The sequence below is a fragment of the Brevibacterium ravenspurgense genome (assembly GCF_001584615.1).
In the GTDB taxonomy this organism is placed as follows: Bacteria; Actinomycetota; Actinomycetes; order Actinomycetales; family Brevibacteriaceae; genus Brevibacterium; species Brevibacterium ravenspurgense.
In genome coordinates this window covers 80,870-104,220 of record NZ_LQQC01000007.1, presented here as the reverse complement: position 1 = coordinate 104,220, position 23,351 = coordinate 80,870, and the positions used below count along the sequence as shown (strand labels likewise).

General features: G+C 60.8%; 18 protein-coding genes, 1 tRNA gene and 1 pseudogene. 7 read left to right on the top strand and 13 right to left on the bottom strand.

Going from position 1 to position 23,351, the window contains the following annotated elements; translation table 11 throughout:
• The coding region (locus tag Bravens_RS10385; protein ID WP_157452692.1) for an integrase core domain-containing protein at positions 1–238 on the top strand (238 nt) is incomplete at its 5' end.
• Positions 239–255: 17 nt separating this feature from the next.
• On the opposite strand, the gene Bravens_RS03175 is transcribed toward Bravens_RS10385, so the two are convergent.
• From Bravens_RS03175 to Bravens_RS03165, 3 genes are read right to left on the bottom strand one after another with little or no spacing between them, the layout of a single operon-like run.
• Positions 256–1,359, bottom strand: coding sequence for a glutathione S-transferase family protein (locus Bravens_RS03175; protein WP_062020211.1), 1,104 nt, complete (start codon positions 1,357–1,359; stop codon positions 256–258).
• Between the two features lie 48 nt (positions 1,360–1,407).
• Positions 1,408–2,067 (bottom strand): NAD(P)H-dependent oxidoreductase, encoded by a 660-nt coding sequence (locus tag Bravens_RS03170; protein ID WP_062020209.1) that lies wholly within the window; start codon positions 2,065–2,067, stop codon positions 1,408–1,410.
• Between the two features lie 5 nt (positions 2,068–2,072).
• Positions 2,073–3,239 carry an LLM class flavin-dependent oxidoreductase gene (locus Bravens_RS03165; RefSeq protein ID WP_062020207.1) on the bottom strand — a complete coding sequence of 389 codons (1,167 nt, stop codon included), beginning with the start codon at positions 3,237–3,239 and terminating at the stop codon, positions 2,073–2,075.
• Between the two features lie 224 nt (positions 3,240–3,463).
• On the opposite strand from Bravens_RS03165, the gene solA reads away from it, so the two are divergent.
• The 4 genes from solA (at position 3,464) to Bravens_RS03140 (ending at position 7,648) form a co-directional block, all read left to right on the top strand.
• A complete protein-coding gene (solA, locus tag Bravens_RS10380) occupies positions 3,464–4,663 on the top strand; it encodes an N-methyl-L-tryptophan oxidase (RefSeq protein ID WP_070776738.1) in 1,200 nt (399 codons plus the stop codon).
• Positions 4,660–5,838 (top strand): ABC transporter substrate-binding protein, encoded by a 1,179-nt coding sequence (locus Bravens_RS03150; RefSeq protein ID WP_062020203.1) that lies wholly within the window; start codon positions 4,660–4,662, stop codon positions 5,836–5,838. The genes solA and Bravens_RS03150 overlap by 4 nt, the downstream gene beginning before the upstream one ends.
• 71 nt (positions 5,839–5,909) lie before the next feature.
• Entirely contained in the window at positions 5,910–6,908 is a 999-nt protein-coding gene (locus tag Bravens_RS03145; protein WP_209435910.1) for a FecCD family ABC transporter permease, read from the top strand.
• Entirely contained in the window at positions 6,905–7,648 is a 744-nt protein-coding gene (locus tag Bravens_RS03140) for an ABC transporter ATP-binding protein (RefSeq protein ID WP_062020199.1), read from the top strand. The genes Bravens_RS03145 and Bravens_RS03140 overlap by 4 nt, the downstream gene beginning before the upstream one ends.
• Before the next feature lie 18 nt (positions 7,649–7,666).
• Here Bravens_RS03140 and Bravens_RS03135 read toward each other — a convergent pair.
• Positions 7,667–8,680 (bottom strand): annotated as a pseudogene (locus Bravens_RS03135) (ferredoxin--NADP reductase domain-containing protein); the annotation flags it as partial.
• 926 nt (positions 8,681–9,606) lie between these two features.
• On the opposite strand from Bravens_RS03135, the gene Bravens_RS03125 reads away from it, so the two are divergent.
• Positions 9,607–10,005 (top strand): hypothetical protein, encoded by a 399-nt coding sequence (locus Bravens_RS03125; protein WP_156474285.1) that lies wholly within the window; start codon positions 9,607–9,609, stop codon positions 10,003–10,005.
• Between the two features lie 246 nt (positions 10,006–10,251).
• Here the strand turns inward: Bravens_RS03125 and Bravens_RS03120 are convergent, their stop codons facing one another.
• From Bravens_RS03120 to Bravens_RS03090, 7 genes are all read right to left on the bottom strand, one after another.
• Entirely contained in the window at positions 10,252–11,427 is a 1,176-nt protein-coding gene (locus Bravens_RS03120; RefSeq protein WP_062020194.1) for an acyl-CoA dehydrogenase family protein, read from the bottom strand.
• Positions 11,428–11,482: 55 nt separating this feature from the next.
• Positions 11,483–13,063 carry an AbgT family transporter gene (locus Bravens_RS03115; RefSeq protein WP_062020192.1) on the bottom strand — a complete coding sequence of 527 codons (1,581 nt, stop codon included), beginning with the start codon at positions 13,061–13,063 and terminating at the stop codon, positions 11,483–11,485.
• 131 nt (positions 13,064–13,194) lie between these two features.
• On the bottom strand, positions 13,195–14,520 hold the full coding sequence (locus tag Bravens_RS03110; protein ID WP_062020190.1) for a beta-ketoacyl-[acyl-carrier-protein] synthase family protein: 1,326 nt from the start codon (positions 14,518–14,520) through the stop codon (positions 13,195–13,197).
• The gene (locus tag Bravens_RS03105; protein WP_062020188.1) at positions 14,517–16,136 is read right to left on the bottom strand and encodes a class I adenylate-forming enzyme family protein; all 1,620 of its coding nucleotides are present in this window, start codon (positions 16,134–16,136) and stop codon (positions 14,517–14,519) included. Before Bravens_RS03105 ends, Bravens_RS03110 begins: the two co-directional genes overlap by 4 nt.
• Positions 16,137–16,264: 128 nt before the next feature.
• Positions 16,265–17,434, bottom strand: a complete 1,170-nt coding sequence (locus tag Bravens_RS03100) for an acyl-CoA dehydrogenase family protein (RefSeq protein WP_062020186.1) — start codon at positions 17,432–17,434, stop codon at positions 16,265–16,267.
• A 21-nt stretch (positions 17,435–17,455) separates the two neighbouring features.
• On the bottom strand, positions 17,456–19,447 hold the full coding sequence (locus Bravens_RS03095) for an acetyl-CoA carboxylase biotin carboxylase subunit (RefSeq protein WP_062020225.1): 1,992 nt from the start codon (positions 19,445–19,447) through the stop codon (positions 17,456–17,458).
• 5 nt (positions 19,448–19,452) lie between these two features.
• The gene (locus tag Bravens_RS03090) at positions 19,453–21,072 is read right to left on the bottom strand and encodes a carboxyl transferase domain-containing protein (protein ID WP_062020184.1); all 1,620 of its coding nucleotides are present in this window, start codon (positions 21,070–21,072) and stop codon (positions 19,453–19,455) included.
• A gap of 192 nt (positions 21,073–21,264) precedes the next feature.
• Here Bravens_RS03090 and Bravens_RS03085 point away from each other — a divergent pair, with 192 nt between their 5' ends.
• Positions 21,265–21,954: a TetR/AcrR family transcriptional regulator gene (locus Bravens_RS03085; protein ID WP_082790998.1), complete on the top strand. Its 690-nt coding sequence runs from the start codon at positions 21,265–21,267 to the stop codon at positions 21,952–21,954.
• Between the two features lie 60 nt (positions 21,955–22,014).
• Here Bravens_RS03085 and Bravens_RS03080 read toward each other — a convergent pair whose 3' ends face one another.
• Positions 22,015–22,914, bottom strand: coding sequence for a universal stress protein (locus Bravens_RS03080; protein WP_062020182.1), 900 nt, complete (start codon positions 22,912–22,914; stop codon positions 22,015–22,017).
• A 261-nt stretch (positions 22,915–23,175) separates the two neighbouring features.
• Positions 23,176–23,248, bottom strand: a tRNA-Thr gene (locus Bravens_RS03075).
• Positions 23,249–23,351 lie beyond the last annotated feature (103 nt).

The following is a 23,351-nucleotide window of genomic DNA, read 5'->3' as shown; positions in this document are numbered from 1 at the left end:
GGGCATCACTCCGAAATGGACACGACCCTACCGACCGCAGACGAACGGCAAGATCGAACGCTTTCACCGAACGCTCACAGATGGGTGGGCTTATGCCAGGTGCTACCAATCAGAAAACGAACGCAACAACGCACTTGGCAAATGGCTCCACGACTATAATCACCACCGACCCCATTCCGCATGCGGAGGCCAGCCACCAATCACACGATTAACTAACCTCCCCGATCAGTACAGTTAGCACGCACGTCGGCTCACTCAGTTAAACAGCGGGTTTGCCTTAGGCTTTTCTGCGTCCCGCACCGGTGCCGGCGGCGTGCCGTCACCAAACGGTTCACCGCCCAAACGCTCACGCTCATGCGGGGTAAGCCACACGCTCACGTCCGGACCCACCGGCACAATTCCCGTGGGGTTAATGTCCGTGTGAGTCCCGTAGTAGTGCTGTTTGATCTGGTTGAAGTCCACCGTGTCACCAAAGCCCGGGGTTTGGAATAGGTCACGTGCGTATCCCCACAGGTTTTCAAACTCTGTGAGCCTGTTGCGGTTGGTCTTGAAGTGCCCGTGGTACACCGGGTCGAACCGCACCAGCGTGGTAAACAGGCGCACGTCGGCCTCAGTGATCGTGTCACCCATGAGGAAGCGTCTCGTTGCTAAGCGCTCTTCCAACCAGTCCATAGCCACGAACAAGCGTTCAAAGGCCTCTTCGTACGCCTCTTGACTTCCTGCGAAACCACACCGGTAAACCCCGTTGTTCACCTCGGTGAAGATGCGGGTGATGATGTCGAACATTTCGTCCCTACCATCTTCTGGCAACAGATCAGGCGCGTCAGGACGGTGAAATTCGCGCCACTGGGTCGAAAAGTCCAGGGTGATTTGCGGGTAGTCATTGGTGACAACGGCCTTGGTGGGAATGTCTACGATCGCCGGAACGGTGATTCCGCGGTCGTAGTCAGCAAAGCGGTTGAGGAAGTTGTCACGCAGGTGATGGTTACCAAGCACCGGGTCCACCCCGTCTGGGTCCAGGTCAAAAGTCCACGACTTCCAGTCGTGAATAGGCCCGGGTAGTCCAATACTGATAACGTCTTCTAGCCCCAAAAGCCTGCGCACGATCAGTGTGCGGTTAGCCCACGGGCAGGCCCGCGCAGCCACCAGGTGATAACGACCGGGCTCTACCGGCCAGGCTTGAGCACCTTTGGACAGGCCATACCCAACACTGCCCACCTTGGATGCTGGCGGTTCAGGGAGCGCCCCAACGTCCTCGGACACAATCCGGTCCTCAATGTACGTGGTGTCTCGCTCAAAGCTCTCACCAGGTTTTACATATGACCCGTGAGCGCCTTCTTCGCGTGCCGTAGTTGCCATGGTGTGAGTGTCCTTCCTAGCGTTATGCCGTGCTTGAGTGTCGCAGCGCTACCCCGCGTTGTAGCTGTTGCCTGTGGCCAGTCGCATGAGGTCGCTGTCGAGGTCGATCGACAGCTCCGTATCACTGGCCGAACCGTACGAGTGCTGGTAGTGGTCCCACGTAGTATTCCGTGCAGTTCCGCGCACATCAGCGCGGATGAGCGCCAGCAGCTCGCCTGCCGCTCGAGCACTGCGGGTGCGCAATTTGGGGTCGTTGAAGTCATCTGGGGCCGCAAACACCGAAGTGGGTGTCGTGTATGTGCGCAAGTACGCGAACAGGCCGCGTATCTGATCATCGACTACCAGCGCGTGACGTTGGCTTCCCGCTGTACCTGCCAGCAAAACCGGGGTCCCAATAAGCAGGTCGTTATCCAGCGCTTGGAAGAACGCCATAAAGACAGCACTTGCGCCGGCTTTGAACACCGGCGTTCCCACGATGAGCGCGTCCGCGTTGAGCAACGTGGCCTCAATCTCTTGGAGCGCAGCCGACTTGTGCCCGCTCACCCGTGCGGTCATCGCATCCTGGGCCACGTCGCGCACGTTGATTGAGGTGCACGTGATGTTGTCACCCGCTTCTTGGACGCTCTTAGCGATCTGCGAAAGCAACATCGCGGTCGATGACGTTTCGCTGGTTCCTGCGTTGATCACCACTACTGTGGCGTTCGGCATCGTGACTATCCTTCCTGGTATGTGTCGAGGTAGGGCGAGCCTCCAGTGACGTTGTCACCGCGGTTAGCCCGAGGTCGTGGCTCCCGAGGTGGTGTGTCACCGTAGCGAGCCCGTACCAGGCTTTCGTGAGTTGGCGCGTCGGGGACTTCCGGGTCGCGACGGGATTCGAGTTCTTTCCGCAAAACGGGCAGGACTTCTGATCCCAGTAGTTCGATCTGTTCCATGACCATGCTGTGGGGCATACCCGCGTGGTCCACGAGGAACATTTGGCGTTGGTAGTCTCCAAACGTTTCTTGGAACGTCAAAGTCTTCTCGATTATTTCCTGCGGGCTTCCCACGCTCAGTGGTGTTTGGCTGACGAACTCTTCGAGCGATGGACCGTGCCCGTACACCGGAGCTTCGTTGAAGTACGGTCGGAACCGGTCCCACGCCTCTTGTGACTTTCGCGCAACGAAGGCTTGCCCACCCAGCCCCACGATGGCTTGTTTTGCTAAGCCGTGTCCGTAGTGTTCGTAGCGTTGCCGGTAGAAGTTAACCAAGCGTAGTGAGTGTTCGGACGGCCAGAAAATGTGGTTGGCGAAGTACCCGTTGCCGTAGTAGGCGGCTTGTTCCGCGATTTCGGGCGTGCGAATCGACCCGTGCCACACAAACGGTGGCACGCCGTGCAGGGGCCGAGGTGTTGAGGTGAATCCGTTAAGAGGCGTGCGGAATGACCCTTCAAAGTCAACCACGTCTTCGCGCCACAGGCGGTGGAGCAGGTTGTAGTTCTCTAGGGCCAGCGGCAACCCTTGGCGAATGTCTTGTCCGAACCACGGGTATACCGGCGCCGTGTTTCCGCGTCCCAGCATGAGGTCCATGCGCCCGTCACTCAGGTGCTGGAGCATGGCGTAATCTTCAGCGATTTTCACCGGGTCATTGGTGGTGATCAGAGTTGTTGACGTAGAGACCTTCAAGCGCGTTGTCTTCGCAGCGATCGTGGCCAACAGCGTGGTTGGGCTTGACGACACGAACGGCGGATTGTGGTGTTCACCGATCGCGTAGACGTCGAAACCGGCTTCTTCCGAAAAAACCGCCTGTGTGACCAGGTTGCGAATCCGCGCCCCTTCGCTTGGGGTTTCTCCCGAAACGGGGTCACGGGTCACGTCACTTACTGAAAACAGCCCGAACTCCATGGCACCTCCATCACGCACATAGTTGATACTTCAATCAACGCTGTCTGCCGTGATTTGTTCCCTTTCGCGTCGCGCGCAATGTGATTGACGGAATCGATATCGACCATTCAACTTCCGCTCGAGGGATCACTTCCCATTCTCAATGAGTTAGGTTAGCCTAAGCTAAGTTAAGCATTGGTTGTTCTCCATGAACGACAGGAAAACAGGAAGGGCCTTGGCCATAAATGGTCGCAACTGATTTCGATATCGCCGTAGTAGGGCTTGGCGCGATGGGATCCATGGCGCTGTGGCAGATTACTCGCTTAGCACCGCACGATTCCATCGTTGGAATCGAGAGGTTCAAACCGGGCCATGACAGGGGATCTTCTCACGGAGGATCACGAATTTTCCGACGCACTGTATTCGAAGGGTCCCACTATGTTCCTCTCGCAAGTCGCGCACTCGAGTTGTGGGACGAGCTCGATAAATCATCCACCTCACAGTTGCGCGTTCAGGCTGGAGGCTTAACCATCGGTGCTACCGATAGCGACTTTCTGAATGACGCTCAACGGGCTGCCCAAGCGGGCGGAGCAGAAGTGGAGTTACTCAGTCGCGAAGAATTACGCGCGAGATTCCCCCAACATGCGCTCTTTTCAGACGACTGCGGCCTGTTTGAACCGAACGCCTGCGTGCTTCATCCCGAGCACAGCATTCGGGCCGCCGTTGAATCTGCTACGCATGCAGGCGCCACATTGTTAACCGACGCACACGTCACTTCTCTCGCTGCACGGAAATCTCACTGCGTTATCAGCACGTCAACCCACACCATTACTGCTCGCCGCGTCATCGTAGCCGCGGGCGCATGGAGCACACAGCTCCTCCCAGACGAACACATACCGATCCGGGTACAACGAACTGTCCCAGTTCACTTCCGCACATCGGCCGACCATACACATGATTACGGCCCACAACGCTTTCCGCTCTTTATCCGCGACAGCCGTCAGATCAACCTCTGGGGAATTCCTGACGTTGACGGACGGGGAGTCAAGATCGGCGTAAAAAACGCCCAAAAACCGTGGCTCGCCGAGGTCGAACACAACTGGACACCTGCTCGCCCCTCCGATATCGCCCCTGTGATCGAGGCATGTGCCCAAGCTATTCCAGAACTCGCAGATGCACAGACTTCGGGGCATCCATGCATGAATGCACGAACACCCGACGGCCAATTCATCATCGGCCCCGCACAGAACTACCCGAACATCACGGTTCTGGCAGGGTTCGGCGGACAAGGGTTCAAGTATGCACCCGCTATCGGCGAACTTGGCGCTCTCCTTGCTTTGGATAGCTCAACTGAGACCGACATCTCGGCATTCTCACCCACACGTCTGCGCCACCTTCGCTGGCGCACGCCCGCAACACCCTTATTCCAACCAACCGAGGCATGATCACCATGACACAATCAAAACACTCGTCCATTAGGACCATCATCGCCACCATTGTGGCCCTCGTTCTTACCCTCACGGCCTGCTCACCACAGAAATCGGCCGATTCCGCTACCGGCACCCAAACACTGACCGACGCGCTTGGTCGAACCGTCGAACTACCTAAGAATCCGGACCGGATTCTGCTTGGTGGGCAGCGAGAGTTGTACACCACGGCCATCCTTAACCCGGACAATCCTCTCGACAAGATCGTCGCTTGGCCCAATGATCTGCTTGAGAATGACCCCGACACCTACCACGCATACGCCGAAAAGTTTCCAAAGCTCAAAGAGATACAGACGACAGGCGAAATCTGGGACAACTCATTTTCACTTGAGCAAGCACTGCAAACCCGACCGCAAGTTTTCGTAATCAGCGCTTCAAGCTTTAAAGCCGCTGAAGAAGCAGGCATCATCAGCGGTTTTGAAAAGGCTGGAATCCCAACCGTCGTCATTGACTACTTTGTTGAACCAATCAAGAACACCGTGCCAAGTATCCGGATCATGGGTCAACTGTTTGGACAGCAACAGCGCGCTGAAGAATTCGTCAAGTTCTACGAAAGCAAAATCAAGAATGTCACCGACACGTTGGAACGCACAAAGCCTCAGGAACAACGCGTTTTTCTATGGCGCGCCCCAGGCTACTTTGACTGTTGCCAAACTTTTAAAGAGTCTAACCTCGCAAAAATTGTCACGGCAGCAGGAGGCACGAATCTAGGTGACAACCTGCTCAGTAGCCAACAGGGCACCCTTTCGCCAGAAGCAGTAGCAAAAGCGGCACCCGATGTCGTCATTGCAACAGGAGCAAACTGGTCAAGCGAGTCAAGCCCCGCAAAGCCGGGCACGTATGTTCCTCTCGGATATTCAGCAGACCCGAAGAGCGTAGCCCAAGAGTGGAAAAAGGTACTTGAAAAGCAGACTGTCATCAACCAAGTTCAAGCGGTGAAAAGCAAGCGCGCGTATGTTGCGTGGCATCACTTCTACGACTCCCCATACAACTTCCTTGCCGTCGAATGGTTTGCACAAGCAATTCATCCACGCGAGTTCGCGGACCTAGAGCCCGAACGAGACTTCCAAGAGCTACACACACGTTTTCTCCCCGTTGATGCAAACGGAACGTTCTGGACAGGTCTACCGTGATTCTTCATAACAGAACATCAGCTGAACAGGGCGCTTCGGTACATGCTCATATTCGCTCTACACAACGACGCTTGGGCGTCCTCGGTCTGCTTGCCACACTTCTTATTGTTGCGGGATTTGCAGATGCTTGGATTGGGGGTGCCCCAATGCCCGCCGAGGCATTTTTCCATGCGCTTATAAGTCCAGCGACCAGCGAAAAAATCGATACCCAAATCGTTTGGGATGTGCGCTTGCCCATGACCGCAACAGCAATAACCTGCGGCGCCGCCTTGGCGATGTCCGGAGCACAGATGCAAACAACCTTAGGAAACCCCCTGGCAGAGCCGTACACACTCGGCATCGCCTCGGCGGCAAGTTTTGGCGCATCATTGGCGGTAGTCACGGGATTCGGTTCTACCGCACTTGGGTCAGTCCTGGGCGTCGCAGGATCCGCTTGGGTATTCGCCATTATTGGCTATGGCATCATCCTGGGAATCGCAAAACTACGCGGCCCGAGCGCCGAAAGCATGATTCTTGTGGGAATCGCCATCGTGTTCTTTTTTGACGCACTCCTGGCCCTCATGCAGTACATGGCATCCGTTGTGGAACTTGAGCAGGTAGTCTTTTGGACGCTTGGCAGCTTGACCCGTGCGACATGGCCACAAATCGCACTCATGGGAGTCATGCTGACGATTGGGGGATTCTTTTTTGTCTCAAAGGCGTGGACACTGACCGCCTTCCGAATGGGAGACGATCGCGCCCGCTCGATGGGCATACCTGTAGAACGCACACGCTCGCAGGCCCTACTAGTAGCTTCGTTATTAGCTGCGACCGCAGTATCTATGGCCGGAACAATTGGTTTTATCGGGTTGATTGGCCCTCATATAGCCCGGACTTTGGTAGGCGAAGATCAGCGATTCTTCTTGCCTGCTTCAACCATGACTGGCGCATTGCTTCTTACCTCTGCATCGATGGTGGCAAAAATCATTCAGCCCGGAGTAATTCTACCCGTGGGAATCATTACAGCCGTTGTAGGTGTACCCGTCTTTCTCACCTTGATTTTGAGCCGAAGAAGAAAGGTTTGGTCATGAATGAACTTACGATCCAAAACGTTTCGTGCAGACGCGGAAAGACTCAGATTCTTCACAACGTCAGCATCAAACCATGTCAGCTCGGATCTGTCACGGCTGTTGTTGGGCCCAACGGCGCAGGAAAGTCGACGTTCTTACGATGTGTGGCAGGTTTGGAAAAGAACTACCGTCCCGCACATCCGGAAGAGATCTTGTACCTTCCACAAGATCCGCCCCCTCCATCGTCGCTGTCAGTTTTTGAATCCGTTTTAGTTGCGCACCAACAAGGAAAATCCGGTATTGGGCATCTTCGCGTTACTCGTTCTGCGCGTTGTCGCGTTCAGGAGGTCATTGAACGTTTAGGCCTAGTTGAATTTGCCAACCGTGCAATGGACCAACTTTCTGGTGGCCAGCGACAACTAGTTAGCCTTGCCCAAGCTGTCGTGAGAAAACCTTCCGTTCTCTTGCTTGACGAGCCAAGCAGTGCGCTCGACTTGCGAAATCAACTCGTCTTGCTCGACCACGTACTGACTTTCGCACGAGAGCAACCTGCCGTCGTGATCGTCGCAATCCACGATTTAAGCCATGCTGCCCGCTTCGCCGACAACGTGGTAGTGCTTCATCAAGGATCGGTTCACTCAGAAGGACCGGGCCACGATGTCATCACACCCCCGATGCTCAGAGATGTCTACCAAGTGCACTCTCGTGTGGATATTTGCCCTGACGGTGGCCTAAGCATCGACGTTTCTAAAGCCCTCTAAGCCGGCTAACCTCGCAAACTACTCCTCGTTCGACACTGCTTCACGGGCGGCCGCGAGCATGCCTTCACGAGTAGCTACCTTGATACGTTCGCGGCCGTGCGGGGCACCGAATGCGCGCTCCGCCGCCTCAAGTCGGTGGATACCTTCCCAGTCGATGAAGTCCACTCCCCGGCTCTTCAGCAGCTCAACAATCGCACTCTCATCCGCGTTGTCTGGCTCCGGCAGTTTCCCTTCGACAAAGTCGGTGATCACGTGCCCAATCGTCTCCAGCGCATCACCCTTGGTGTGACCAATGAGCCCTACCGGGCCACGTTTGATCCACCCCGTGACGTACACGCCAGGGATAACCGGGGCTTCATTCGCTGTCATCTGGCGCTCGCCGTCCACCACACGACCTTCAACGTTGGTGATCACACCCTTACGGGCATCAAACGGAAGCTGTGGCAGAGGCGTTCCAAAGTACCCAACCGCCCGGTAGATAGCGGTCACGTCCCAGTCGTGGAACTCACCGGTCCCGGTAACGTTGCCGGTGCCATCCAACTCCTGACGCTCGGTACGCAGGCCAGTGACTCCAGTTTCTTCGTCACCCAGAATCGACACAGGCGAGTGCAAGAAGTGCAAGTGCAGGCGACGCTTAGCTCCAGTTGGCTCACGGATCGTGAAGTCGGTGAGCGTCTTTGTCACCTGCTTGACCTGGTTAGACTCCTTGATCGACTTCATTGACCCTTCGTCGAACTCAAAGTCCTCCGGATACACAATAATGTCGACATCCTTGACCTGACCCAGTTCACGGATTTCCAGCGGCGTGAACTTGGCCTGGGCAGGCCCACGACGTCCAAACACGTGAACATCGGTCACCTGGGACTTCTTCAGCCCTTGGTACACGTGGTCCGGAATCTCGGTGGTCAACAAGTCATCTGCTTGTTTAGCCAGCATGCGCGCCACGTCCAACGCCACGTTCCCATTACCAATAACAGCCACGCTCTTCTGATCCAGCGGCCACTCTTGGGACACATCTGGGTGGGAGTCATACCTCCTCTGACAGGCGCGACAGCATTGACTACGCCCGTCCCGCCGTGGGACAGTTGCGGTAGTGTCCCACGGTGGGACAGACGGAGGAAGATCGGCATGAAGCAGGAGTTCATCAGCTCAGCGGAGGCGTTCCGTAAGGCTCGGGAGCGTGCGAGTGTGGCCGCAGCGCTGGAGGCAGACACGCTGCACACGGCGATTTACGACGCACGGGAGGCCGGACTATCGGTGCGTGAAACGGCGGCAGCTCTGAGCGTTCCCAAGAGTACGGTGGCGCGACACTGGCGGGAGGGGCATAGGTGCCCTGAGGTTGTACCCGCGTGGGGGAGTGCGGAGGAGTGGAGAGAAGCCCGTGCGGTGGTGTGGTCGCACAATCCGCACGAGAGCGCTGACGATCACGTGCCTTGGGAGTGGAGCCATCACAGCGATGGGACAAGGGAGATTCGACGGGTTCCGTGTGGCGTGGCACAACTCCGTGACTGAGCGCATACCGCACGGGCGGACGGTGGGCGAGACAGCTCTGGGTCCCCTATGGATGGGGAAGGTTATCGGGTGGCTTGATCTGGAGAGTTTTGAACGACAGATAGAATTGGCCTATGCGCCTTCCCGCCACCACGCTGAGAATCGCAGGGGCTGTTTGCTCAGTCGCGCTGCTGGTCGGTTGTACTCCAGAGCCGAACGGGCCGCCTATCGGAGGTCCCGACTCCACCGAGGAGCGGACATACTCCCGCCCCACACCATCGGTGCCACCCCAGAGGACACCGCAAGAGGGCTGCCCATATTCTGCAGGTGATCGCGACAAATCCTTCCCGATGCAGACATCACTGGGACCTGTCGCACACCAGGTGATCCCGGTCTTCGCGGAGGAGCCCGACTGGGAAAACATCGGATATGGCTTGAATGAGAGCGCACATTCCGGAGATGAGGGCATGGACCCGCACAAGCTGCTTCTCATCGTTGTGCGCGACCCTCAGGACAGCAAGGGCCCGTTGCAGGCTGAGGATCTTGAGGACTTCTCCATCCGGCCCAGCGAGGTTCCAGAAGCTAGTACGACAAGGGTCTGCGAGGATCCGCTGCCCACGTCCGTCCGATTCATTGGTGAGAACACCCCTGACGAAGGGTCCGACCCGGCAGGGATATGGGAAATCACATCGGACGCTGACATTGCGTCTGGTACGGAACAGGTCTTTGCCGCGACAATCGGCGGCGAAGACCTGTTCCAGATCGGAGTCGGTGATCTCAGGCGGCCGCTGAGCGGCGGTGGGAACAGCTTGGCCGAGCGGCCTCCTGCTGTCTCCGATCAGCAGTTCTACTTCGAGAACCGCTGACGCCTCAGTCGGCTTCTGGATACCAGAGCTGTCCGTGGCCTGGGTTGTGGATGAGCTGGTCAACTCCGAACGTACCGGCGGTGTTCCCCACGCAGGTGGGGATGAGCCGGGTTGTCGGTGTACTGGCAGGGACGCTCGGCCGTGATCCCCACGCGAGTAGGGATAAACCGCGCGCAGAAAGTACTTTGCCGTACAAAACAGTGGGCGCTGTGCCTCAGCACAGCGCCCACTGTCATTCACACCAGCTCAGTCATCCAGCCAAGCGTTGGCGAATACGGCTCGCGACACCTCGGGAGCTGGCGGATGGAAGATGCCCGCAGCAGCATCCCGGTACAGACGCGATGCTTCGGCAGCGTTCCCGAAGCCCGCACCTCCAGCACAGTGCAGAGCCGCCTCGGCGTTCGCCCTGGCAGCTTTCTGTGCCATGTACTTAGCCGAGACAAAGCGCTGCGCCCACGCGGGACCGTAGTCCACACACTCATCGAAATCACGCGTGTAGGAATCCAACTGGGCCGGCACTGCAGCGAACTCCAGAGCCGCATCGGCAACACGCACGCGGAACTCACCGATCTCCGTATACGGCGCTCCCCCGTTCTTAGCCGAACGGCGCTTGCGCAGAGCCTCCGAAGCGACCTCGAGAGCACGGCGAGCAAGACCCGCGTACACCGAAGCGATGAGCAGCTGGAAGTTCGCGGTGATGCCGAAAGTCAGCAGATCCGGGTTCGGACCATCCGGGATGTGGCGCACAACCCGGTCAGCCTCGAGAACGGCATCCTCCAGGATCGTGGCCCGCGAATGCGTGGCGCGCATACCCAGAACATCCCAGTCGTCCGAGGACTTAACACCCTCCGTACCGCGGGTGAGGAAACCGTAGACCAGCTCCGGACCATCGGCGGCGGTTTCATCCTTGCCGTGCACAATCAGCCTGGTCCAGGCAGGCGTCATCGACGTGAAGATCTTCACGCCCGACAGACGGTAGGAACCATCCTCCTGCGGCACGGCCTTCGTGTTCGAACCCTGCAGAACCCAGTCATTGCCCGGCTCAGAAACACCGAAGGCAAAGACCTCGCCGTCACGCGCTTCTTCCAGCGCGAACTGCAGCGACTTATCGCCGCGATTCCACATGGCCCGCATCATGCCGGTGCACACAAAGTGCATGTTCACGCCCAGCGCGGTTGCCGGGGCGGCAGTCGCCAGCCGCTGCTGCAAGCGCGACACTTCGTTCATACCCAAGCCCGGACCGCCGAGCTCTTCGGGCACAAACAGCGTCAGATAGCCACGCTGTTCAAGTTCTTCCAGATCTTCGAAGAAGAACGCGTTATCACGGTCATACTGTGCGGCACGCTCCCGGAAGCGCTCCAAAAGGTCGTCCGGCAGGTACTTGTCTTCGAGTTCCACAAGTCGCTGTTCGCGGTCAGTCATACATCCTCCTGTCGGATCAACGCCAGACCCGACTGCAGTTCATCCGTGTGGCTGGTCACGCCACTCCTCCCGTCCAGCCTAGTGCCGTTAGGCCCAACATGAGAGCAGCGGACATCACCAGGAAAACACCGATCTTCGGCGCGGCCCAGCGCACCCACGTCAGATACGGCACTCCGGCGGTCACGCACGAACCGACCAGCCACGCCAGCACCGGCGACAGGATGTTCGTCAGCCCATCACCCAGCTGGAACGCCTGCAGCGCCAGCTGGTGGTGCATGCCCAGAGCTGTGGCAATCGGAGCAAGAAGCGGAATGAGAATCGCAGCCTTCGCTGCAGTCGACGGAATGATGAAGTTGATCGCCGCAAACAGCAGAACCATAAGCACTGCCGACCAGCCCAGGCCCACATCGCGCAGCGGCAGCGTGAGCGTGTAGACAATCGTGTCGAGAATCTTCGCTTCCTTCAGCAGGCCGGAAATCGAGCCCGCCATGCCGATGATGATGGCAATGAAGCCCATGCTGGAAATACCGCGGGCAATCGACTCCGCCAGCGGGTTCCACTTAAAGCCCGCAGCCTTGCCGATGATGATCGCCGACACCAGGTTGGTTGCAAACATCACTTCGATGACCTGCTTCGAATCCACCAGAAGCGAATAGCCCACAACCACACCGAACTGCGCGATGAACAGCGCCAGAACAAGCACTGACCGCAGCTGCAGCTTCGTCGCGGTGACGGTGCCGGCTTCCCCTGTGGCGTCCACTGCGGCGTCTCCTTCAGCGTCAGCCTCGCCTTCAGCGCCAGCCTCACCTCCGGTTGCAGCAAGAGCACCGTGCGGCCGCCAGCCGTGCTTCCACATGAGCGAACGCGTGGGGTCCTTCTGAATACGGCGCACGTACATCAGCACAAAGGCCAAGCCCGCCAGCATGAAGATGTTCATGATGAGCATGCGCATGCCGAAGCCGGAGTATGGCGGCAGGCCGATAAGCATCTGCGACACCGCCATGTGCGTGGGTCCCGTGCCGAACCCGATGAGCGCGGCAAATGTTGTCACAGCAACCGCCACGATCCCGTCGAGGCCGAGTTTGCGAGCGAACAGAACGCCGATCGGCACAATCGCAATCAGCGCGTCATTGCCGGAGAACCCGCCGATGTAGACCATGAGGCAGAACAGTCCCGACACCAGCAGCGGCGTGCTCTTGTCCTGCAGCTTGTAGATGGTCGCATCGAGCAGATTCTCAAACGCCTTCGATTCCAAAACCACGGAAACGTTCGCCCCGACCGACAGCACAGCAAAGGCAACCGGCGCCATGTTGACCGCCCCGGTCAGCAGCATCATGAGTGCGCCTAGGGGGCTGACAGGCGACTGGTCTTCCAGATAGCGGAAGTCGTCCGGGTTGATCGAACCGTCGGGGTTCTTCTGATATTCCCCCGCGGGAATGAGATAGCCGGCGGCTGTGGCCGCACCCAGAATGATGAACATGAGCCACAGCAGGTGCGGCATTTCCCAGCGCTTCTTCGGCTGGGTCTGGTCTGTTGTTTCGTCGGTTTGCGCACTGGCCTGAGCGGTTTGCGCGGCCTTCTTTTCGTCTTTTTCGGCCTGCGCCATCTGCGCGGCCTTGCCGATTGTCGTCGACACGGTGAAGCTCCTGAATGCAGAAACGGATGAGGGGGCAACACCCGCGGTGCATCGTTTCTCTGACGGCTGACCAGCCTGTCTGCAGGTTGGGTGGCGGGGAGCTCAGGCCACCACCCCGTGGGAGCCTTCGCTCAGACGGTTCGGATGAGAACTGAACCGTTGTGTCCGCCGAAGCCGAAGGAATTCGACAGCACCGCGCTCATACACGGACCAGCACGGTCGAGCGGCTTGCGAGCTGCGACGACGTCGAGCTTCGGGAAATCGGGCACGTCAAGGTTGACGGTCGGTGGGATCACGCCGTCACGCAGGGCGCACACGCTGATGATCGCCTCGAGCACTCCCCCGGCTCCCAGCAGGTGCCCGGTGGACGACTTCACGGCCGTCACGGGAATCTGGCTGACAGCATCACCGAACACGGCTTCCAGGGCGAGGGCTTCTGCAGCATCCCCCGCCGAGGTGGAGGTCCCGTGCGCGTTCACGTGCCCCAGGGGTGCCCCTGCGGGACCGCCCGTGGCGAACTCCTCCGGGGTGAGACCAGCGTCAGCCAAAGCCGCCCGCATAGCCGCGACGGCGCCTCGTCCTTCTGGGTCTGGGGCGGTGGCGTGGTGAGCATCGGATGATGAGCCGAATCCGGCCAGCTCGGCCAGTGCCTGCCCACCGCGGCGGTGCAGAGCGGCATCGCTTTCCAGCACGACGGCAGCTGCGCCTGCGGACATGACAAAACCGGCCCGATCGCGGTCGAAGGGGCGCGAAGCCTCCTGCGGGCGGTCGTTGAAACCAGAGGCGAGTGCGCGCATGTTCGCATTCGATGCGAGGTTGGCGGGGTTGATGCAGTCTTCGACGCCGATGACGATCGCTGCATCCGCATAGCCGTGGCGCAAAGCTCGCAGCGCCTCGCCCAGGCCCACCGCCCCGGATGCGCAGGTGGCGGACACGGCGTGAGCGGGGCCGGTGATTCCGTACCGCTGGCTGATGAGTGCTGCCGGGGAATCCGGTGCGCCGTGCATGGACAGGGTCAGCGGTACGCCGCGCTGGCCGTCTTCGGCGTAGGCGAGCGCCGAGCGCTGTTGAGGGCGGATGGGACCAGAACCGGTGGCTGTCACGATCATGACCCGGGCGGGATCCCACGGGAGGTCAGCTGACGAGGTGCCACTTGGGCTGGCCTGTATGTCTGCGGCTTGCTTTAGGGCCTGGTCGGCGGCTGCGATGGCCCACAGGTGGAAGTCTTCTAAGCGTCGGGCCAGGTGCCGGGGCACGTGGTGTTCGGCGTTGAAACCGCGAACCTGTCCGCCGATGCGCACGCTGAGGCCTTCGAATTCTTGGCCTTCGAGCGCTCCAATTCCGCTGTGTCCGTGCTGCACGGCATGCCAGGTGTCGGCAACGTTGAGACCGCTGGGCGTGATAGCGCCCGTGCCGGTAATCCAGACACGGCTGGGTTCAGAGTGGTGCGCGTTCACAGACGGACAACTCCTTTCCCACCGGCCTCAATGAGCCCCACTGTTTCAGTGGCTCGCACTTTACCGCCGACCGTGCGCGGCAGTGCTTCCACGGCGTAATACTTCGCAGGAACAAACTGTGGCGCCAAGTTTTTGCGCCCGTGTTCCCGCAGTGCGGATTTGCTCAACTCTTCGGGCAACACCGGGGCGGGGCCGTTCTGTTCCCGTGAGCCGCCCTTTTCCTGTGAGTCTGACCACAGAAGATCGCCGACTTCGACAACCAAAGCGACAGCGGTTCCGAGTGCAGCATCCGGCACGCCCACGGCAACGGCTTCACGGTGGTGGCCGCCAAGAGTGAGTCCCGCATAGGCGCGTGTGACTTCCGGCAGTGCAACCTTATGTCCGCCGACGTTGATGATGTCACCCTTGCGTCCCAGAAGCTGCAGTTGGCGTTTGCCGTCGACCACGGCAACCCGGCCCTGGTCTTCGACAGTTGCCCAACCTCGTTCATCCAGCAGGTGGACATCTGCGGTGCCGGCAATGTAGTCATCGGAGCGAGACTCGGCAAGCACCCACAGTGTGCCGATTTCACCATCGGGCACAGGGGCTCCCGCATCATCGCGGATTTCGACCTGGATGCCGTCGTAGATCTGGTTCCACGTGCTGTCCTCACCGCGGGCATCCCCGATGAAGCCGATTTCGGCTGCCCCGTAGTAGCTGATGAGCCGCACGTGCGGCAGCACTTCAGCTAGGTCCTTCCGCAGTTCGTTCGGCAGGTTAGCCCCTCCGACCACAATGAGTTCAAGCCCCGCAAAATCCTTAGGCCCGCGGGTGGCTTGGGCAATGATGCCGCGCAGCACCGCCGGCACTGTGACAATCCGCGTGATCTGCTGCTGCGCCACACGCTTGCCCAGACCGGGCAGCGAAAGCTCGTCAGCCAGGTGGACCTCTCCCCCGCTGGCCAAGCATTCAACCGCCGCGTACAGCGTCAGCGAATAAGCAAATGCCCCAGGCGCAAGAGTCGCCACTCCGGGCAGCGGCTCCAAGTACCGCGAGGACACCACGAAGTTCGCCCTGTACTGGCCGCGGGTTTTAAGAAACGCCTTCGGGCTGCTGGTCGTACCGGACGAAAAAAGCATGAGATACGGCTCGGCAGCATCCCGCACCTGCGGCGGTTCAGCCGGCTGCACTTGCGCCTCGATTTCCCTGAAGCGCTGCACGGGCACAACAACCCCACCCCAGTCCGAACCGAGGGCGGAAAGAAGGCGGGCCTCCGCCTGGTCATCATCGACGATCACCAGGCCGATGCCGACTTCGGCAATCACGTGCCGCTGGTGGTCCACCGGCCAGCGCGGGTCGATGGTTGCCGACACCGCACGGTAGCCGGCCAGGCCCGCCATAATGCGGGCTGCCTCAAATGCCGAGGTGGAGCTCACCGCGATCACCGGCGCCCCCTGGGTTTCGGGGGCGGGTTTGGGCAGGTTCGGCGCCTGGGCCAGCAGGTGGCGCACGGCGGCGATAACGCGGCGGCCGTCTTCGGCAAGTTCCGCGTAGGTCAGACAGGCGTGCTCGCCGACGATCGCCGGACGGCCGGGATGTTCGGCGGCGGTGGTGAGAATCGAATGGGTTATCGGCACAGTTTCAGCCTAGACAGAAGCGGAGGCCGGGGTCGAAACACCCCGGCCTCCGCTTCGGTCAGCGGTACGGGCTCGGCAGCCGAAGTTTCAGCTCAAGCCAAGCCCCACCTCGTCAGCCCGCCCTCAGATCACAGTCCGAGAGCGCGGGCGATGAGCATGAGCTGCACCTCGGTGGTGCCTTCGCCGATCTCGAGGATCTTCGAGTCGCGGTAGTGGCGGGCCACCAGGTATTCGTTCATGAAGCCGTAGCCACCGTGGACCTGTGTGGCGTCCCGCGCGTTGTCCATGGCTGCTTCGCCAGCGATGAGCTTGGCGATGGAGGCTTCCTTCTTGAACGGTTCGCCGGCCAGCATCTTCGAGGCTGCTTCGTAGTAGGCCGCACGGGCCGCCGAAACGCGGGCTTCCATGCGGGCGATCTTGAAGGAAATAGCCTGGTAGCTGGCAATCGGCTTGCCGAAGCTGGTGCGCTCCTGCGCGTACTTCACGGACGCGTCAACACAGCCCTGCGCGGCACCGACCGACAGGGCGGCAACCGCGATACGACCCTCATCGAGGATCCGCAGGAAGTTTGCGTAGCCGCGACCGCGCTCACCCAGCAGGTTCTCTTCGGGAACCTTGACGTTGTCGAAGGTCAGCGGGTGGGTGTCAGATGAGTTCCACCCGACCTTGTCGTACAGCGGCTCAGCCGTGAAGCCGGGAGTGCCGGCCGGGATCATGATGGTGGAGATCTCCGGCTTTTCCTTCCCGTCCTTGCCCACGCGGGTGCCGGTGACGGCGGTCGCGGTGACCAGGCGGGTGATGTCGGTGCCGGAGTTGGTGATGAACGACTTCGAACCGTTGATCGTCCATTCGCCGTTTTCCAGCGTCGCCTTGGTGCGGGTGCCGCCGGCGTCCGAACCGGCTTCAGGTTCCGTCAGGCCAAAGGATGCAAGACCGGAACCGTCCGTGAGCTTGGGCAGCCATTCCTTCTTCTGCTCTTCCGTGCCGAACAGGTAGATGGGCATGGCACCGAGCGAAACAGCGGCCTCGAGCGTGATGGCCAGCGACTGGTTTTCACGCGCGATTTCCTCAATCGCCAGGCACAGTGCGAAGTAGTCTCCGCCCATGCCGCCGTACTCTTCCGGGAAGGGCAGGCCGAACAGGCCCATCTTGCCCATCTTCGCCACGAGTTCGTACGGGAATTCGTGCTTGCGGTCGAGTTCGGCTGATACGGGGGCGACTTCGTTGTCGGTGAAATCAGCAACTGCCCTGCGGAGGCTTTCGTATTCCTCCGGCAGCACTCCTGGGGTGAAGCTCATGGGCTCTCCTTAAGTTCTTGGTCAGTCTTCTTCTGCTTCTTCGTCGACGATCGTGACGAGCACCTCGTCCAGTGCCACCTGGGCGCCGACCGTCGCTTTGACGTGAGCGGTGCCGGCGGCGGGTGCGCGCAGCACGTGCTCCATCTTCATGGCCTCCACGACGGCGATCGGGTCGCCTTCTGCGACTTCCGCCCCGTCTTCGACCAGCAGCTGGGTCAGCGATCCCGGCATGGGTGCGCAGATGTCGGCACCGGCGGCACCCGGGTCGAGTTCAGATTCGGCAACGGGGCGCGCAAAGCTGTAGACGCCTCGTTCGCTGGCGACCCAGATCATGCGGGTGTCCGGGTCGGCCCAGAGCATCGCGGTGTGGCGCACGCCGTCGATCGTGAGCTTGTACACCGTGTCACCGGCTTCCGTGGTGACTGGCGTGAGCTCTTCGCCGCGCCACACGACGGTCTCGACTTCACCGCCGTGGGCCAGTTTCACGCTCACGGCAGGCTGGCGGCTGGATCGCCATCCGCTGGGCCGAGCCCACGCACTGGGCGCTTCTGTGCGCTCCCCTGCCGAGGTGCCGCCGAGTTTCTGTGTTCCCGCGGCTCCCCGGGTGCTCACCACGAACGCCGCGGCGAACAGTTTGTCGATGTCTCCGGCAGCGTGGGCAAGTTCGTCTTCCGTCATGCGGTCGATCAGGCCCGTGTCGAGTTTGCCTTCGACAACATCGTCACGGCGGACCAGGCGACGAACGAAGTCGATGTTCGTCGTGATGCCCGGCACGGCTGAGCGTGCGAGCGCAGAGTCCAGGCGTGACAGCGCGGTTTCGCGGTCATCAGCGGTGACGATCACCTTGGCGATCATCGGGTCGTAGTCGGACACGATCCGCTGACCGGCTTCGAGACCGGCGTCAATGCGGATGCCCTCACCTTCAGGGAACTGCACGTCGAGTGCCGTTCCGCCGGTGGGCAGGAAGCCGCGGGAGGGGTCTTCCGCGTAGAGGCGCGCTTCGATCGAGTGGCCGGTGAGCGTGATGTCTTCCTGCTTCAGCGAAAGCTCTTCGCCATTGCCGATCCGCAGCATCCACTCGACCAGGTCAACACCCGTGACTTCTTCCGTTACGGGGTGTTCCACCTGCAGGCGGGTGTTCATCTCCATGAAGAAGAACTCATCGGGTTTGTCAGCCGAGACGATGAATTCGACCGTGCCGGCACCGCGGTAGCCCACGGAGCGAGCCGTGTCGCAGGCCGCCTGGCCGATGGCCGCGCGGGTTTCTTCGTCCAGCAGCGCCGACGGGGCTTCTTCGATGACCTTCTGGTGGCGGCGCTGCAGCGAGCATTCGCGTTCGCCCAAGTGAATGACATTGCCGTGCTCATCAGCGAGGATCTGCACTTCAATGTGCCGCGGCGTGGCAACCAGGCGCTCAATGAACAGGGTGTCGTCGCCGAAGCTCGACGCTGCCTCGCGGCGGGCCGCCGCAAGGGAGTCTTTGAGGTCCTTCGGGTCGTGCACCGCGTGCATGCCCTTGCCGCCGCCACCGGCTGAGGGCTTGATGAGGATGGGGAAGCCCACCTCGTCAGCCCGCTCAATGAGCTGTTCGTCCGTCAGACCGGCTTCGGCCACACCGGGAACCAGCGGCACATTGCGCGAAGCCACAGCCTGCTTGGCGGTGATCTTGTCGCCCATCGTGCGGATGGCCTCGGCGGTCGGTCCGAGGAACACAATCCCCGCGTCCTCACAGGCCTGAGCGAATTCGGCGTTTTCCGACAGGAAGCCGTAGCCGGGGTGAATCGCCTCGGCCCCGGTGTCCTTGGCGGCCTGAATGACCTTGTCGATCCGCAGGTACGATTCCGCAGCGGCAGCCGGACCCAAGCGGACCGCGACATCGGCGGCCTTGGTGTGTGCCGCCTCGGCGTCGGCATCGGAATACACGGCAACCGTCTTGATGCCCAGCGCACGGCAGGTGCGCATAACGCGAAGGGCGATTTCACCGCGGTTGGCAATGAGAACTGTTGAAAACACAGCGATCACATCCTGAACACGCCGTAGCCGGGCGCGTTGTTGGGGCGGGCAAGCGGGGCGTAGCGGGCGGCTTCCAAAGCCAGTGCGAGCACCTGGCGGGTGTCGCCGGGTTCGATGATGCCGTCATCCCACAGCCGTGCGGTCGAATAGTAGGGCACACCCTGGGTTTCGTACTGCTGCAGGACAGGCGCTTTGAATTCGGCTTCTTCTTCAGCCGACCATTCTTCACCGCGAGCTTCAATCTGGTCGCGTTTGACGGTTGAGAGCACGCTGGCTGCCTGTTCGCCGCCCATGACGGAAATGCGGGTGTGCGGCCACATCCACAGGAAACGCGGACTGTAGGCCCGCCCGCACATCGAGTAGTTGCCGGCTCCGTAGGAACCGCCGATGACGACGGTGAACTTCGGTACGCGGGCGGTGGCGACTGCGTTGACCATCTTCGCTCCGTGCTTGGCAATACCGCCGGCTTCGTAGTCGCGGCCGACCATGAAGCCGGTGATGTTCTGCAGGAAGATCAGCGGGGTGTCGCGCTGGTCGCACAGTTCGATGAAGTGCGCGCCCTTCTGCGCGGATTCGCCGAACAGCACACCGTTGTTGGCGATGATGCCCACGGGGTGCCCGTCCAGGTGGGCAAAACCGGTCACAAGCGTTGTGCCGTATTCGGCTTTGAATTCATGGAACTCGCTGCCGTCGACCAGACGGGCGATGACTTCGCGGACGTCGTACGGGGTTTTGAGGTCGGCCGGCACCACCTGGGTGAGTTCGTCCGGGCTGAACAGCGGTTCGCGCGGTTCCCTGCGCGCCCACGCCGGGGTGAGGCTTTCCTGCGGGGGCAGGGTGGACACGACATCGCGCATGATCTCCAGGGCGTGCTCGTCATTGGCCGCCAGGTGGTCGGTAACACCCGAGGTGCGTGAGTGCAGAGCACCGCCGCCGAGCTCTTCAGCTGTGACGACTTCACCGGTTGCGGCCTTCACCAGCGGCGGTCCGCCCAGGAAGATCGTGCCCTGTTCGTTGACGATGATCGATTCGTCCGCCATCGCCGGAACGTAGGCACCACCGGCGGTACAGGAGCCCATGACGGCGGCCAGCTGCGGAATGCCGGCAGCAGACAGGGTCGCCTGGTTGTAGAAGATGCGGCCGAAGTGCTCACGGTCCGGGAAGACATCGTCCTGGTTCGGCAGGTTGGCGCCGCCGGAGTCCACTAGGTAGATGCAGGGAAGCTGGTTTTCGCGCGCAACTTCCTGGGCGCGCAGGTGCTTCTTGACGGTCATCGGGTAGTAGGTTCCGCCCTTGACCGTGGCGTCGTTGGCGACGATCACGCAGGTGCGGCCGGCAACCACGCCGATGCCGGTGATGATTCCCGCACCGGGGCTGTCGTCGTTGTACATGCCGTTGGCCGCTAGCGGTGAAAGCTCCAGGAACGGAGTGCCCGGGTCGAGCAGCTGCTCAACGCGGTCGCGCGGCAGCAGTTTGCCGCGGTCGATGTGCCGCTGCCGTGAACGCTCAGAACCGCCCAGGGCGGTCTGGGCAATGCGCTCACGCAGTTCGTCAATGAGCGTCTGGTGTGCCGCCGCGCGTTCGGCGCCGACCGCAGCATCAGGCGGCGTGCCAAGTGTCTTCATCCGAACTCCTTCGTACTGGATTCCACTGGGCCGTGAGGTTTCAGACCTTCAGACGGGCTTTCAGAATGTGCTTTCTGACTGCCGCTTGCCGATTTCAGTGAATTGCCACTAACTGAAAGTATAGTATGTCGATGTGTCTCCAGACACAAGCAAGAACACCGGCGGCGAAAGAGCCCAGCAAAGGAGGGCGGCATGACACGCAGCGCAACAGGCGCGACCCGCCCCGGCAACGCCCAGGCACTCGGCAATCAGATGACAGCAGGCAGTGAAGCCGGCGGCACCTCGGGAGCTTCACCGGCCCCGACTAAGCGGCAGGCCGCGAAAGAGCGCAGGCGCCAGCAGATCCTCGATTCGGCCAAAAAGCTGTTTGCCCGTCAAGGGTTCCGCGCCGTCAGCATTGACGACATCGGCGCGGGCGCGGGGATTTCCGGGCCTGCGGTGTACAGGCACTTCGATTCAAAAGAAGCGCTGCTGGCCGAACTTCTGGTCGGCATTTCCAAACGACTGCACGCTGGCATGAGCAGCATCGTCGCAGCCCACAGTGGCGCACAGCCGCGCGAGGCAATGGAAGAGCTCCTGGCCTTCCACGTGGAATTCGCGGTGAACGAACCGGAGCTCATCCGCATTCAGGACCGCGACTTCGAGGCCCTGCAGGAAGGCGACCGCAAACGCGTGCGCCGCCTGCAGAGGGAATACATGACCGGCTGGGAAGACGTGCTGATACACGTGCACCCCGACCTTGAAGGGGCCGGGGTGCGGGTGCTTGTTCAGGCGGTCATCGGGATGCTCAATTCGACGCCCTACGTGGTGCGCAGGCTCGACAAAGACGTCATCGAGCAGCATCTGCGCGACGCCGCCCGCGCGGCGCTCCGCCTGGGGTGAAGCACCCAGCGGAGCACCGCGCACACGCAGACCACGGTCGCGCGGAGTGTCAGTGGACAGTCAGTTGATGATGCGGCGGCTGGCCAAGCGCGGGTCGTCGCGGAATGTCGACAGCAGCAGCGAGCTGCGCGCTTCGGTCACCAGTCCGGCAGCGGCCCGGCCCAGCTGGACCGCCATGCCGTGGAACAGGTTCACTCCGCGCTTGCCGATGCACAGAAGCTGCGCGTCGGCAGAAGCCTCAGCGAGCGCTTCGACGGGGTTGGAAGATTCGACGAACTTCGCGGAGGCCTTGAGGTCGCGGAATTCTGAGCGCAGCCACGTGAGGTCGAAGTCGACCTGCGAGTTGGCCCGGTCAGAGTTTTCCAGAGTTCCGGTGGCGACGACCACTTGGAGGGGGACTCCCGCCCACTGCGCAAATTCCGCTGCGTCGAGTGCGGCAACCGCCGAATACTCCGAGGTGTCCATGCCGACGATGACGGGGCGTTCGTCACGGCCGTCTTCGCTGTCTTCAGAATCGTCAACGGGTCGGTGAATGAGAACCGGGCACAGCGCGTGTCCCGGCAAGCCGCGGCTGACGGTGCCGATCCTTCCTGCAACGGGCTGGTCTGATCCATGGTGGCCGATGACCAGCAGGCCGGCGTCCATACCGCACCTGTCGAGCTCTTCTGCCGGATCGCCGAACAGCACGCGGGATTTCACTGAAGCGCCGTCGGGAATGTCGAGTTTAGACATGACGCGCTCAATTGCAGCTTCGCCCTTTTCGCGTTCTTCCGGCGTTCCGACGGTTGAGAAAGTGCCGGGCAGATTGTGTTCGTAGTCGCCTGCCGGGCGTTCGGTTTTGATGACGGTGACAAGGTCAATGGGAGCGTCCTGCGCGAAGTTGTCCACGGCGAACTGTGCCGCTTTGCGGCTTGAACCAGAACCGTCGATTCCGACGACGACGTCTCCGCTGATCTTCACGTAGCACTCCCGGTAGAAGGTCTGCCTTTCCTGCACCCTACTGTAACCCGGACCACACTCCCCCACGGCACACGAGGCGGAGAGCGCATTTCCTCTTCGACGGGCCTGCCACCCAGGAGCAGGATGCGGCCGGATTCATCCGAACGGCCGGTGAGGCGAGCGCGTGCACATTGGTGCGAGAACAGCGCGAAGCCCAGCGGCGCCTCGTGAGACAAAAAGAAGCTCCCCTTCTGAATTCGGAAGGGGAGCTTCTCTGTGCCGAGCCGCCTGCCGGAATCGAACCGGCGACCTATTCATTACGAGTGAATCGCTCTGCCGACTGAGCTAAGGCGGCAACTCGGAAAATGATACTCGAACGCAAAGACAAGAGCAAAACGAACAAAGCCCTCGCGCACCCACCCAGTAAGGTGACAAGGGGCAACCCCACCAGCCGCATG

Bases quoted from the DNA above. Each gene is read 5' to 3' on its own strand.
- Bravens_RS03175 (WP_062020211.1), bottom strand. From the start codon at position 1,359: ATGGCAACTACGGCACGCGAAGAAGGCGCTCACGGGTCATATGTAAAA.
- Bravens_RS03170 (WP_062020209.1), bottom strand. From the start codon at position 2,067: ATGCCGAACGCCACAGTAGTGGTGATCAACGCAGGAACCAGCGAAACG.
- Bravens_RS03165 (WP_062020207.1), bottom strand. From the start codon at position 3,239: ATGGAGTTCGGGCTGTTTTCAGTAAGTGACGTGACCCGTGACCCCGTT.
- solA (WP_070776738.1), top strand. From the start codon at position 3,464: ATGGTCGCAACTGATTTCGATATCGCCGTAGTAGGGCTTGGCGCGATG.
- Bravens_RS03150 (WP_062020203.1), top strand. From the start codon at position 4,660: ATGATCACCATGACACAATCAAAACACTCGTCCATTAGGACCATCATC.
- Bravens_RS03140 (WP_062020199.1), top strand. From the start codon at position 6,905: ATGAATGAACTTACGATCCAAAACGTTTCGTGCAGACGCGGAAAGACT.
- Bravens_RS03125 (WP_156474285.1), top strand. From the start codon at position 9,607: ATGGACCCGCACAAGCTGCTTCTCATCGTTGTGCGCGACCCTCAGGAC.
- Bravens_RS03120 (WP_062020194.1), bottom strand. From the start codon at position 11,427: ATGACTGACCGCGAACAGCGACTTGTGGAACTCGAAGACAAGTACCTG.
- Bravens_RS03100 (WP_062020186.1), bottom strand. From the start codon at position 17,434: ATGAGCTTCACCCCAGGAGTGCTGCCGGAGGAATACGAAAGCCTCCGC.
- Bravens_RS03090 (WP_062020184.1), bottom strand. From the start codon at position 21,072: ATGAAGACACTTGGCACGCCGCCTGATGCTGCGGTCGGCGCCGAACGC.
- Bravens_RS03085 (WP_082790998.1), top strand. From the start codon at position 21,265: ATGACACGCAGCGCAACAGGCGCGACCCGCCCCGGCAACGCCCAGGCA.